This window comes from Spirochaetae bacterium HGW-Spirochaetae-1 (assembly GCA_002839375.1).
Classification (GTDB): Bacteria; Spirochaetota; UBA4802; order UBA4802; family UBA5550; genus PGXY01.
The window spans coordinates 470,933-485,133 of sequence record PGXY01000003.1 but is presented as its reverse complement, the minus strand read 5'-3'; the positions used below and the strand labels follow the sequence as shown (position 1 = coordinate 485,133).

Annotated in this window: 9 protein-coding genes; 7 read left to right on the top strand and 2 right to left on the bottom strand. The window is 49.6% G+C overall.

The features are described from left to right. The first annotated feature begins 199 nt into the window (after nucleotides 1-199). The 5 genes from CVV44_06770 to CVV44_06750 all read left to right on the top strand — a co-directional run bounded on the left by CVV44_06770 (nucleotide 200) and on the right by CVV44_06750 (nucleotide 8,732). Entirely contained in the window at nucleotides 200-772 is a 573-nt protein-coding gene (locus CVV44_06770; GenBank protein PKL39919.1) for a hypothetical protein, read from the top strand. 223 nt (nucleotides 773-995) lie between these two features. After that, a complete protein-coding gene (locus CVV44_06765) occupies nucleotides 996-6,206 on the top strand; it encodes a hypothetical protein (GenBank protein ID PKL39918.1) in 5,211 nt (1,736 codons plus the stop codon). Then, a complete protein-coding gene (locus CVV44_06760; GenBank protein PKL39917.1) occupies nucleotides 6,178-7,194 on the top strand; it encodes a diguanylate cyclase response regulator in 1,017 nt (338 codons plus the stop codon). Before CVV44_06765 ends, CVV44_06760 begins: the two co-directional genes overlap by 29 nt. Nucleotides 7,195-7,244: 50 nt before the next feature. Next, nucleotides 7,245-8,135: a hypothetical protein gene (locus CVV44_06755; protein PKL39916.1), complete on the top strand. Its 891-nt coding sequence runs from the start codon at nucleotides 7,245-7,247 to the stop codon at nucleotides 8,133-8,135. After that, on the top strand, nucleotides 8,136-8,732 hold the full coding sequence (locus CVV44_06750) for a response regulator (protein PKL39915.1): 597 nt from the start codon (nucleotides 8,136-8,138) through the stop codon (nucleotides 8,730-8,732). Here the strand turns inward: CVV44_06750 and CVV44_06745 are convergent. Together CVV44_06745 and CVV44_06740 are read right to left on the bottom strand one after the other, a co-directional pair. Next, complete coding sequence (locus tag CVV44_06745; protein PKL39914.1) at nucleotides 8,729-11,287, bottom strand: hypothetical protein; 2,559 nt, start codon at nucleotides 11,285-11,287, stop codon at nucleotides 8,729-8,731. The two genes, CVV44_06750 and CVV44_06745, sit on opposite strands and share 4 nt — an antisense overlap. A 117-nt stretch (nucleotides 11,288-11,404) precedes the next feature. Next, nucleotides 11,405-11,929, bottom strand: a complete 525-nt coding sequence (locus CVV44_06740) for a hypothetical protein (protein PKL39913.1) — start codon at nucleotides 11,927-11,929, stop codon at nucleotides 11,405-11,407. Nucleotides 11,930-12,210: 281 nt separating this feature from the next. Between CVV44_06740 and CVV44_06735 the strand changes: the two genes are divergently transcribed. Both CVV44_06735 and CVV44_06730 read left to right on the top strand, forming a co-directional pair. Next, the gene (locus CVV44_06735) at nucleotides 12,211-13,155 is read left to right on the top strand and encodes a hypothetical protein (GenBank protein PKL39912.1); all 945 of its coding nucleotides are present in this window, start codon (nucleotides 12,211-12,213) and stop codon (nucleotides 13,153-13,155) included. 13 nt (nucleotides 13,156-13,168) lie between these two features. Then, on the top strand, nucleotides 13,169-14,101 hold the full coding sequence (locus CVV44_06730; protein ID PKL39911.1) for a hypothetical protein: 933 nt from the start codon (nucleotides 13,169-13,171) through the stop codon (nucleotides 14,099-14,101). The last annotated feature ends 100 nt before the right edge of the window (nucleotides 14,102-14,201 follow it).

Below are 14,201 nucleotides of genomic sequence, written 5' to 3'. Positions count from 1 at the left end.
TGATTAATTTAGACATATATGTCTAAATATAGACAATAATGTATTGTTATATATGCCATAGCAGATTGCAAGAATTTTTTAAATTTGGCTGGCAATATTTTATTCATGCTGTAACGTTGCCGGAGCGAATTGCCTCGCTGCCTGCACCTTTAAGGGAAGAAACGAGGGGCGCCCGGAACAGGCCGGAAGGATTGATACAATGGAAAACGGCATCAGCAGGACGGAAAAGCGTAAAATCAGGAACAACCGGCACATCATGGATGTGGCCATTGATCTCTTTGCCGACAGGGGGATCGATAATGTGAGCCTGGAGGAGATTGCTGAAAAGGCCGACGTGGCCCGGGCCACACTCTATAACCATTTTGCCAACAAGCAGGAACTTCTGCAGAAGATAATGAAACCCATTTTTGACGAGGGGAACGCTTATATACAGGAAGTCCTTTCGGTCAACACCAGTATCCGCATCGATAAAATACTCCTCATGTGTGTGGCCCTCTGGAAAAATTACCGTAATCCCCTCAGACTGGCCTACAGAATTAAGCATGAACAGATGGGGCCTGTCATGGAGGAGTACAATACCTTTATCACGAACTTCATGTATCTCTTCGAAAAATCAAGGGAGAAACGGCTTTTCCGTTTCAAAAGTCCTCAGCTGACAGCCTTTGTCGTATATAAAACATTCGTCCCTCTTCTCGAGAGCATTGAATCGGTTCCCGGCTATGAAAATCTCTTTATTGAAAGCTTCAAGGGTTTTCTTCTGCGCAGGGATTGACAATTTTTCCGGCACCCCGGTGATAGTCCCACCAATGGAGAGCATCTTTCTTTCCTCCTTAAAAAAGTGAACATTGCAATTAAAACAATTTAAAACCAGCTATTGACACCGGTCCCCTTTTTGTATAAAATCAGGTCATGGTCTCTTATAAGGGAACCTCTAAAAATTACGTTTTGGATGTTCCCTTGTGGGCATAAACAGCGGAAAAACCTGATTTTTAGAGGTGCCCATAACCGGCTTTTTAAAGAACACGGAAAGCGGAGAAAAAAGCAATATATCCGGTTTGATGGAAACGAGGGGGAATGGCTCAGTCATGATGCGCACTCGGATACTCATCATCGAAGATGAAAGCGTCACTGCCATGAATCTCCGGCAGCAGTTGGAGAGGCGGGGGTACGAGGTAATCGGTACGGCCTCCGACAGCGATCAGGTGTTTGAAATCATGGAGAAGGAGGTCCCGGACCTTATACTGGCCGACATAGTCCTTGTTGATTCCGATGACGGCATTGATATCGTCACATCGGTGAGGAAAGAGAGGGATATTCCCGTAGTATTCATTACGGGGCAACTCGACGAGGAGACGTATAAAAGGGCCATGGATGCCGATCCTTATGGCATCATATCAAAACCAATTAACAATGTGGATCTTTTTGCAACGATCGGCATCGCCCTGAAAAAACATCTTCTTGAGAAAAAGCTGAAGGAAAGCGAGGAATGGAACAGGGGCCTGATATATGAGTCCCACGCGGGAACCATAATCACAGCCAGTGATGGTACCATATATGATTTTAATAATGCCTTTGCGTCAATGTTAGGATACAGCAGGGAAGAAATGCTGAATCTAAAGGCAGTCAACCTTTACAGTGATCCATTGACCAGAAACGCATTGCTGAAAGAATTACAGGAAAAGGGAGAAATATCCGGCAGGGAGTTTGTTTTTAAGAAAAAAAACGGCGAGGATATCAACATTGCCCTGTCCGTTTCACTCCTGAAGAAGGGAGATGAAACATATATCCTGACAAATGCCCAGGATATCTCATCCCTGGCCGAGAGAGAGAGAATTTTCAGAGAGAACGAAAGTATTCTCAGGGGGACACTGGAGGCTACGGCCGACGGAATAATCGTCGTTGACAGGTCCGGTAAAATAGTAGCGTCTAACGAACGTTTTGCGGGTATGAATCTCCTTCCCGATGAAATATTCGCATTGTCCGGTGATGAAAAAAGGCCTGAATTACCGGCGGATCATACGGGCAAGGGGAATATACTGTCATCAATGATACAGGACCTTAATGATTCCCTGGAAGTGGGATTGAATACCGTGATGGTTTCTGACGGCAGGATATTCGAGAGATATTCATGCCCCCTCGTCGTGGATAAGGAAATTTACGGGCGGGTCTGGAGTTTTAGAGATATCACGGAGAATAAAAAGTCTGAGGAAGAAATACAAAAACTGAACCAGGAGCTGGAGCGTCGTGTCGAGGCGAGAACAATGGAATTGCGGATGACCTTGGCGAAACTGCAGGGGAAGGAGCGGGAGCTGGAGCGCAGCGAAGAACAGTTCCGAGGGGCCTTCGAGACGGCGGCGCACGGCATGGTGCTCATCGCGCCCGATGGAAGATTTTTGAAGGTCAATAAATCCTTTTGTGATATCGTGGGGTATGATGAAGAGGAGCTTCTTCATCGCACGTATATGGAAATTACTTTTCCCGAAGACCTGGCCAGGGACTATGAATACGTAAGGGGACTGAAGAAAAAGGATATTTTTTCTTTTCAGGCTGAAAAAAGGTATATTCACAAAAAGGGTCATCTGGTCTGGGTTCTGGCCAGCGGCGCGCTCATACGGGACGAAAAGGGAGATGCAGTGCATCTCGTGGGGCAGGCCATCGATATCACCGACCGGAAGAGATGGGAGGAGGTATTAAAATCGTCCCTCAATATTTATAAAAGCCAGGAATCGCTTTCCATGGATGAACTGGTTCACCTGGGACTCGAGGAGGGGGAAAGACTCACTGAGAGTGAGATGACCTTTTTTCATTTTATTGAACCGGACCAGATAACCATATCTCTCCAGGCCTGGTCAAAGAACACCATGAAGTACTGCACCGCCGCCGGCAAGGGAGAGCACTATCCCGTTGACAAGGCCGGTGTCTGGATAGACTGCGTTCGTGAGCGCAGGGCCATTATTTACAATGATTACGAAAGCCTGCCCGATAAGAAGGGCCTTCCCGAAGGTCACGTGGCCGTGGACCGGTTCATGGCTGTGCCTATTTTTGACGGAGAGAAAATCGTAGCGGTCCTGGGTGTGGGAAACAGGCGGAGTGATTATACACAATTCGACCTGGATCAACTGACGCTGATTGCCGAAACCATGTGGAATATCATACAGCGGAGACGTATAGAAGAATCACTGAAAGAGTCCGAGGAGCGTTATCGCAGCACCTTCGCAAACAGTCATGCTGTCATGCTCATAATCGATCCGGCCGATGGTGCCATAAGGGACGCGAACCCGGCGGCATGTTCATTTTACGGATATACCGCAGAAAAGCTGATAGCCATGAATATTTCCGACATCAATATTTCCAGCCCTGCCGAGATAGAGCTTGAAATGGAACGGGCCCTGAAAGAGGAGAGAAAGCATTTCAATTTTCTGCATCTGCTTAACAGCGGTGAGATCCGCAACGTGGAGGTTTACAGCGGACCCGTTGTGGTGAAGGGGAAAACGCTCCTTTACTCGATCGTTATGGATGTAACGGAGCGCAGCCGCATCGAGGCGGCCCTCAGGGAGAGTGAAAATCTGTACCGGACCCTTTTCGAGACAATGGTCCAGGGCGTGGTGTACCAGGATGTCGAGGGTAAAGTCATTTCTGCCAATCCAGCCGCTGAAAGAATATTAGGTGTTACCCTTGACCAGATGCAGGGGAGGACATCCATGGACCCGCGGTGGCATGTCATTCATGAGGACGAGTCGCCCTTTCCTGGAGAGGAACATCCAGCCATGATAGCTCTTAAGACCGGGAAGGAAGTGCATAATGTCCTGATGGGTATATTCAATCCACGGGAAAAAGATTATCGCTGGGCCAATGTGAGCGCCAGTCCCCAGTTCAGGGATGGGGAGGAGAAGCCTTTCCAGGTTTTCGCCACACTGGAGGACATCACGGAACGCCGGCAATATGAATCGGAAATACGGGAGAGCGAGACAAAATACCGGACGCTCTATGAGACCATGCAGCAGGGTGTCATCTATTTTGACGGACAGGGGAATGTCTTATCCGTAAACCCCGCTGCCGAATCAATACTGCGCCTGACGGCCATGCAGATGGTGGGGAAAAACCTCGGGGAGTATTCGGGTAAAGTTATTAGTGAAGACGGGACAGAGCTGACAGGCGACTCCCTTCCGGTCATGGAGGTCATATTGACCGGAAAGCCCATGAATGACACCCTGGTCGGCGTTTATAATTCCGATGACAATGATTACCGGTGGGTGGTGGTGAACGCCACACCCTTTTTTAATAAGGAGGAAACAAAACCCTTTCTTATATATGCGACTTATACGGATATAACGGAACTACGCCGGGCCCAGGAGGACATACGGCTCTTTTTCGATGTCACGCTGGACATGCTTTGTATCGCCAATTTTGAGGGATATTTCATTAAGCTGAGTCCGTCATGGAGCAAGATACTGGGCTGGAGCGATGAGGAACTCATGTCCCGTCCCTTTGTGGAGTTTGTCCATGAAAGGGACGTGGAAAACACCATTGAAACAACCAGAGATCTGACAAAAGGGCAGAATGTCATAAACTTCGAGAACCGGTACCGCTGCAGGGACGGTTCCTGCCGATGGCTGTCATGGAATTCCTTTGCCGTTGTGGATCGGGGAGTGATTATTGCCGCGGCCCGGGATATAACAGACAGGAAGAATGCCGAGGAGGATCTCCGGAATGCGAAGGAGGAAGCGGAGCGGGCCAACAGGGCCAAGAGTGAGTTCCTGGCCAACATGAGCCATGAGATACGGACTCCCCTTAACGCCGTTATCGGTTTCAGCGAGCTCCTGTCTGCCCTGGTCAATGATGAAAAACAGAGGGGCTATCTCAAATCCATCAAGACCGCAGGGAAAAGCCTTCTCACCCTCATAAATGATATCCTGGATCTTTCCAAGATCGAAGCCGGTATGATGAAGATTGATCGGAGCGTCATAGATCCCCGTTACCTGCTGCGGGAGATAGAACAGATATTTTCCGGCAGAATCATGGAGGGCGGCGTCGAATTCATTATTGATATCGACGAAGATCTTCCCGCTGCCCTTCTCCTCGACGAGATGCGGCTCCGGCAGGTCATGCTGAATATCGTGGGAAACGCCGTGAAGTTTACGGAGAAGGGATATATCAGGCTTCATGCCGGTGTAAGCCGCCCGGAAGAAGTAAACGACAGGGTGGACCTCCTTATATCGGTGGAAGATACGGGAATCGGAATATCCGCCCAGGACCTGGATTCCATATTCATATCATTTAAACAGCAGTCGGGGCAGAACTCCCGCAAATACGGCGGAACCGGCCTGGGCCTTTCCATAAGCAGGCGTCTCCTGGAGATGATGAACGGGGAGATTTCCGTGGAGAGTACGCCGGGCGCGGGGAGCAGGTTCAGTATCACGCTGCATGGCGTGGATGTGGCCCTGGTGGAGCCTTTTACGGAACGCAGGAAGAAAATCAATTTCGATAAGGTGTGGTTTGAAAATGCCAGGGTGCTGGTCGTGGACGACGTGGATTATAACCGGGAGATGATACGTGAACTGCTTGTAAAGGCCAACCTTACGGTAATTGAAGCGGCTAACGGGCAGGAAGGCCTGATAATGATGAAGGAGCTGAAGCCCGAAGTAGTTCTTCTGGATATACGCATGCCCGTCATGGACGGCTTTCAGATGCTGGAACGGATTCGAGCGAATCCCGGTCTGAAGGACATACCGGTCATTGCCATAACGGCATCGACCCAGAAAGAGCACAGGGAGAGGATGCTCCAGAGTGGATTTGACGGGTATCTGCCCAAACCGATCAACGTTGTTGATCTCATGAGGGAGCTGGGCAGATATATTCCCCTGAAGGCGGACATGAAGGGTATGGATGAATCTGCAGCATCAGGAGAAATATTGCAGAAAATCGCCGGTGAGGCGGTGCATGATCTTCCCGGCCTTGTGCAGATACTGCGCGATGAAGTAGGCCCGGTCTTTGAAAGGCAGACCCGTGGAGCCGTGAAGATAAGCGATATAAAAAATGAGGCTTCCAGGTTAATCGACCTGGGCAGGCTGCATGGCAGCGGTTTTCTCGTGGAATACGGGGAATTGCTGCTGGGACAGATAAAGCTCTTCGATATTGTCTCGGTGGGCGGCACCATCGGAGACATGAAAAAAATTATTGCGGAATTCTCCAAAAAAATGGTATAATGAACATATGGCAGACAGGTCCGGTGCAATAATGACAGATGGAGAAAAGACGCTCATTCTCATTGTCGATGATAATCCCCAGAATATACAGGTTCTGGGGAATTTAATGGAAGGGAAGGGCTATGACGTGGCCGTGGCCATGAACGGCGGTCAGGTCCTGGATTATCTGAAGGATGAAAAACCCGATCTTATTCTCATGGATATCATGATGCCCGGTATGGACGGTTATGCCGTCTGCGGTGCGCTGAAACAAAATCCTGAAACCGCTGATATACCGGTGATTTTTCTCACGGCAAAGACCGAGGACGATGATATCGTGCTGGGCCTGAAAACCGGCGCCGTTGATTATGTGACCAAACCCTTCAGTGAAACGGTGTTATTCGCCAGGATCAGGACCCATGTTGAACTGAAGAAATCCAGGGAGAATATACGAATGGCCAAGGAGGAGCTGGAGAAAAGGAACCTCGAGCTTCAGGCCGCCATGAAGGACCTTGAACTTGCGGCCAGGACCGATTCTCTTACCGGACTGTATAACAGGCGATACATGCAAAACCGTCTTGACGAGGAGCTTGTCCGGGCGAAAAGGAATAGAAAGGATTTCACTGTTGTGATGTCCGATATCGATTTTTTTAAAAGAATAAATGATGCCCATGGACATGAATGCGGAGATCATGTCCTGAAATATATGGCCGGGATCCTTCGATCGGGAATCCGTGAACAGGATATCGTTTCGAGATGGGGCGGCGAAGAGTTTGTCGTTCTCCTCCCTGAAACGGACAAAAAAGGAGGCCTGGTTCTTTCGGAAAAAATACGGAAGATCATCGAGGCCTCCGTCTTCCGGTGCAACGACATGGATATGTGCCTGACCATGACGTTCGGTGTGGCCACGTACCGGCCCGAGGAAAGTATCGACGAACTTCTGAAAAGGGCCGATGACGCCCTGTACGCGGGAAAAGAATCGGGACGGAACCGTGTCATAACATTGTGACGCCTTTTTTCCCGTTTAAAAATCAATGCATTCTGGAGAGGTCCTGGTCTATGCAAACAACGGAAAAGCCGTCACTGCTCATTGTCGACGATAGCAGGCAGAACATCAGACTGCTGTCTTCGATAATAAATAAAAACGGGTACCATGCAAGGGGTGCGTTAAGCGGCGCCGAGGCCCTGTCTCTTCTGAACAATGAAAAGTTCGATCTCATTCTGCTCGATCTCATGATGCCTGAAATGGACGGTATTGAAACATGCCGGCTTATCAGGGAGAATGAAAATACCCGGAAGATTCCCATTATCTTTATCACTGCCGTGGCTGAAACCGATGATATGCTGAAGGCCTTTACCGCCGGCGCCGTTGATTACATAACCAAACCGTTTATTAAGGAAGTGGTCCTGGCCAGGATAGGCGTTCATATACGTCTTAAAATGGCCATTGAAAAGCTGGAGGAAATATCCGTTACCGATGAACTGACCGGTGTATTCAACAGGCGGTTCGCCTACCAGACCCTGGAACGCTATATGGAGATGGTGCGTCGGGGCAGGGAGACATTCCTGCTTAGCTATATCGACATCGATAATCTCAAGTTTATCAATGATACTCTGGGTCACCATATAGGAGATAGTCTCATTATAACAGTGGTGGAGGCCTTTAAAAGCTCCATGAGAAAAACCGATTATATTTTTCGCATGGGCGGTGATGAGTTTCTCCTGCTTTTTCCCAGGGCCGCGATGCACGATTCCGTGATCGTGCTGGAGCGCATACAAAGAAAGTTGAAGAGGAAAAGAATAAAAGGGAACCCCGTGGAATTCAGTTATGGATGCGTGGAGTACCGCTCCGGCGACATGACAAGCCTTGAGGAACTGCTGCTTGCAGCTGATTCAAAGATGTATGAGATGAAACATGACAACAGAAAGAGGAGAGCGGGGAGAAAATAGATGGTCAGAAATAAATCCCTGATCCTGGTGGTGGATGACAATCAGCAGAATATACAGGTCCTGGGAGCCGTGCTGGAGCAGGGAGGATATGACATCGCCGTGGCCGTGAACGGCCGGCAGGCCCTGGACTATCTTGATGAGGAAAAACCGGATATTGTTCTTCTCGATGTGATGATGCCTGATCTGGACGGTTACGAGGTCTGCAGGCTGATGAAGAACGACCGGGACCTGAAAAATATCCCCGTCATTTTTCTCACGGCCCGGGGCGAAACCGGTGACCTGGTGCGGGGCTTCGAGGCGGGAGGAGTCGATTATATAACCAAGCCCTTTCATCCCGAGGAGCTTCTTGCCAGGGTGAAGACGCATATTGAACTGAAAAAGGCCCGTGAGGAGATCCGGACCCTGCGCGGCATTATCCCCATCTGCGCCAGCTGTAAAAAAATCCGTACTGACAGCGGATACTGGGAACAGGTGGACACCTACATTGAAAATCATTCGGAGGCGGAATTTACCCATGGCGTTTGTCCCGTGTGCGCGGAACGATTATATGGCATTAAATTTAAAGAAAAAATACGTGATAAAACGGGAAGCAGCTAGAGGATCTCGAAGCCGATGATTACGATATCATCGGAGAGCGGGTTGGAGCCGCGGTAGATATTGATGTTGTATATGATGGAGTCCAGGGTTTCGTCCAGGTCGGGCCTGCTGATTTGCCTGATCCATCCCGGCAGTTCATCGAATCCCAGAATTTCATTCTTTTCGTTCATGGTCTCGGGCAGGCCGTCGGTGTAGAGGAAAATCCTGTCACCCCGTTCCAGCAATACCGTCTGGTTTTCATACTGGACCTTGTCAAAGGCCCCGAGGAGAGGCCCCCTTCCATCGATGATGCCGGTCGTTTCATCGGCTTTGCGGAGGATTATGGGACCGGGATGCCCGCCGTTGGCGAAGGTGAACCGCATGGTACCGTTTTTCGCCGCTTCCTGGAACAGTCCGTAAATGGCCGTTATGTAATAGGACGGCATACTTTCCTGGAGATCGCTGTTCAGCTGATCTATGAAAAAAGAGGGAATCGTGGCAAACTGCCGCCATATTTTGTTGGTGACCGATTTAAGCAGCGACAGGAAGAGCGCGGCCGGAACACCGTGGCCCGTAACGTCGCCGAGAAAAACGCCCAGACCTCCCTCCTGCAGATGAATGAAGTTGAAGTAGTCTCCTCCTATGGTCGCCAGGGGAAGGTACCGGAATGAAATCTTCAGGCGCGGATGAACCGGAACCTCTTCGGGCAGCAGGGCCTGCTGAATGAGGCGGGCCGTGTTGAGGTCATTTACCATTGTCTCGTTTCTCTCTCTCAGAATGGTCAGGCTTTTTTTCAGTTCATCCTCGAGCATTTTTCGTATGGTGATGTCCCGGCTTACGCCGATGAGTTCAACGGCCTTTCCCGTTTTATCACGGAGAAACCGGATTGTTGCTTCGGTGCTCAACCGGTTTCCATATTTGTCAATTTCGATAAAGTCTATTTTTCTGATGCGGTCGGGCTCGCGGTCGGCGTCATTTTCAATTTCATCGGTTAATAATTCAACGGCATCCTGCAGGGAACGGGGGTCCATGCGGTCCTGTATCTCTATGTCCAGGTATTCTTCGGGGGTCCATCCGAATATTTTTTCCACCGACGGGCTCACGTAGGTGATTTTAAACCGGGCGATATCAAATATCCACACCATATCGGTTATGTTGTTAACCACGAGGCTGTATATCCTCTGTGTTTTTTCCAGTTCATCCCTGGCCTTCCTGAGCGGGTCAACATTGGTCAGTACACCGCGCAGTCCCATGATTTCATTGTCTATTTTTATAATCTTGTTTGACGATATGACCTGCAGAAATGAGCCGTCTTTTTTTCGCAACCTGAATTCCTGAGGTGCCTGATCATACTCTTCAAATTTGCTGAATTTTTCCATCAGCACCGGAACGTCTTCGGGGTGGATGAAGTCGGTGAACAGTTTGCCGATGATTTCGGCGGAATTATATCCCGTCATATGACGTATAACGGGGCTGATATAGGTTATGATCCCCTCGCCAGTCAATGAGTAAATTACATCGGTGATATTTTCAACCATGGAACGGAACTGTTCCTCCGATGCGCTGAGGTTCCTGAACATCGCTTTGCGTTCCGTGATGTCCTTGATGATCAGTGTTTTCCCGATGGTCAAATTCCGGTGAAAGAGATCGGACTGGGTCAGCACGATGATGCGCGGCGAATCTTCTGGTCCCGTAGTAGTTTCATAATCTTTGTACGATTCATCGTTCCGGTAATTCTTGATATAGGGATGGATGAATTGCCTGCCTTTAGTGCTGTCCGTGTAACCGATTATTTCCCGGGCAGCTTCGTTCAACTCGAGGATTTCACCGCCGGGATTAATAATGATCACACCATCCTGCAGATCGGCAAAGAGCCTTTCGGCAGCCGTGAATATGTCGGGTTTTAAGAAGCGATATTTTGCGATGGCATAGAAAATGATCATGCTCCAGATACAGCTCGATGCCGGAGCCATGTGATTCAGAATCAGCAGGGAGGGGAAAATTTTTGGCAGGTATTCAAGGGCAAAACCCACGACCAGATTGACCACGATGGCCCATATGATCATGAGCTGCTGTTTTCTTGATAGCGCGTCAGGTGTTTGACGGCGTTTCATTATAATGATATGCAGTGAGTAAAGAACAGGAATGGTGAAGATGAGAATGATTATCGGTGCATACAGATTGCCCCACAGGGCGTTAAAGCCCCAGGGATGCAGACGGTAACTGGAAACCATCCAATCGGTTGTTACTATAATGAAAATTCCCGCAATGGTCAGTCCGAGTATGATATAATAGAATAAATTTCTTCGCTTTTCCGCATACACACAGGCGAAGTTGAGGAATAAAAAACCTGTAAGACTCCAGGAGGCTATTATAAACCGCAGGGAAGGCATGATGAGAGACTCGTCGGGAGGTTTGTAATATAGAATGCTGGAGAGAACCCAGGCAGCCAGAGATGCGGCGAAGAGGATAAAGGAACGGTTCACTTTGTTCTTCCAGTCCAGGGCGGCTATGTAGCTCAGGGCGAACAGGTTGATAATAAAGGCCGCAAGCGGTATGAAAAAAAGATATTTCATGATAATCTATCGTATCACAGGGAATGGAGGGATTCAAGAAATAATATCGCAGAAGCGTCATATTTCTTGCCGAGCTGGTAAACGGCCGGGGTGCATTTGTGTGCCGGTTTCAGCCTCTTATTCCAGGCGGTAAACCGAGGGCAGATTTTCGGTCTCCATGGTTTTCCATCCCAGGGCGATTATTGCCGCTGCAGCGTCATTGCGCCAGCGTACGGGTTTTTCGGGATATTTCAATTTAAGCAGTCCCGATAACACAATGATCTCCATGATCTTCAGACGATGATCACCGCTGTCAATGGTTACCCGGCAGGTGTGATGATAATTGATTTTCATGGGTATGATGATGGATGTACCAAGGTCCCAGTCCAGCTCCAGTATTTCTACGGTGCTGCCCGTGACTTTGCCGGCGGCCCGGACGCTTCCCCGGGAAAAGATGAGCTTCCTGTCGCCAAGCCCCAGCTTTACCACGGCCCTGTAAATGAAATCGATAATACCCAGGGCGACTCCCTGAGTGAAATAACAGTAGCCCCTGACCTTGATAAGCCGCTTCAGCGTTTTTTTTATCTTTCCCCGGACCAGGCGCGGGACCACTATGTACTTTTCGGTTTTGTCGACGCGGTTGATGGGGGTTATTTTTGGCATGTAATTTACCCATGCCAGTTATTTACATATACTGTGTGATGCGTCAAGAAGAATCATGAAGATATTTCCGGGTGGGCCATTTATTGTTATACTATCTACTTGTTCCCGTAGCATGAAAACCGGTCATTTGCAGACATGCTGCAAATGGCCGGACTCTGGAAGAATATTCAGCTATCTTATACCACATCAGTTGATTATGCGGATATGCTTTTCGGGCAAATATTTTTCGATATCCCGGTGTAGTGAAAGGTATGGTTTGACAGGAGCATATCCTCTCAGCCGTGTTTGCGGTTTTACAAATCGAATCAATAAAGATGATGATGGAGGATATTGTGAAAAGAACACGGTTTTATCTCGTCACTGTATTTCTACTTCTGAGTCTTCCTCTTCTTAAAGGGTGCATCTCCTGGGAGCCGGGATGGAAGCAGGCATCGCAGGCGGAAGTGAAGGGTGATGCCGCGGCCCTGCTGGTTAAGGCAAAAACCCTGGAGAAAGACGCCGACAGCGCAGAAAAGGTGGGGCAACTTGTCGCGGCCCTGGAGGATGTCATTGCTGTTGATCCCGGCAACTATGAGGCCCTGAACATGCTGGCGTCCAACTGCATGCTCATAGCCTACGGGTACAGCCAGGATACCGATGACAAGGAAAAATACTACATGAAGGCCATCGGCTATAGTGAACGGGGCCTGTACCTCAATAAAGACTTCAGGGCCCTGGTGGACAAGGGGGAAAAGACCTGGGAGGCCAGCCGCGTGCTCACGAAAAAGGAGATGTATGCTCTTTACTTCTGGTATCTGGCCCTGGGTAACTGGTGGACCGAATGCCTCAGCGCGCCGGCAAAGCTGGTGAACCTGGCATGGCCCGGCAGGGTGAAGACGGTGCTGGAGAACATGACAAAGATCGATCCGGACTTCCGCAGGGGATGCATCGATTTTTCCTGGGGCGCCTATTATGCCATTCTACCCGGTTACATGGGCGGTGATATTGATAAGGCCGACGAATACTTCAACAAGGCCCTGAAGACGGGCCCCAGGATGACCCAGTTCTGGACAGGGCGTGCCCGGTATTTGCAGACAAAGAAAAAGGACCGCCAGGCCTTTATCGCCGACCTGGAACGGGCAAAGAGCATAGATCCCCGGAACGCCGATGAACTGGAATATCCCTGGGCCGTGTACCATGTGGCCAATGCAAAGGAGATGCTGGCCGACGTGGACCGTTATTTTTAGGGGGTGAGCGGCGATGAAAAAGTTTTTCAGGAGTTTTGTAATAACAGTTGTTGTCCTGTTAATTCTGGTAACGGGCATCTATTTTCTCTTTCCCGGCATGGTTCTCAGTGCTGCCGTGGGGATGGCGCGCTGGCAGGCCGGTGTAACTGAAAAAACGATAAATGTCGGGGACCGGACCTGGCATTACCTTGAAGGAGGCAGCGGTCCCACGGTGTTACTGCTCCATGGATTCGCCATGAACAAGGACTTCTGGGGCGAAATGGTTCCGGCACTGACGGAGCACTATCGCATCATCGCCCCGGACCTTCCCGGTTTCGGAGAGAATTCTCTTATCGGCAATGAATGCTGTGATCTTCCGGTGCAATCGAAGAGAGTGCATGATTTCACTGAAAGCATCAAACTGAAAGAATACCTGCTCGTGGGCTTTTCCATGGGAGGCGGCATAGCAGCCTGGTATGCCAGTGAATATCCCGGTGAAGTGAAAGGACTCGTGCTCATCGACCCCTTCGGCCTGAATACCGAGGCGGTCAGCGATATGGAAAAGCTCATTGCGGTGGGGGAGAAACCATTTGTCTTTAAAAATATTGCCGGATACGAAAGGTTGACGGCCCTGGCCTACCATAATCCGCCGGAGATTCCAGGCCATTTCAAACGATATGTCGCAGCCTTGCGGGCGGAAAGGTACGATACGCAGGAAAAGATATTCGATGACCTGGTAACCGGCGGGATCGATGTCCTGAGAAACCGGCTGAATAAAATCAGGGCCGGCACCCTGGTCGTCTGGGGCGACCGTGACCGCATCTTCGATGTCAGCACCGCCCATGTGTTTAACAGGGGTATTGCCGGTTCCCGGGTTCTCATCATCAGGGATGCGGGCCATATGGTTTACCTGGAAAAACCGGAGGAAACCGTACCGGCCATAGTGGCCTTTCTCCAGGGACTGTGATCGGTCATTTGCGAATGTGCTGCAAATGGCCGGATAAAAAAGCGGGCATGGACTATATATTCCATAGTTGCAGGGACAGGCCCTGTGTTGTTACTCCACA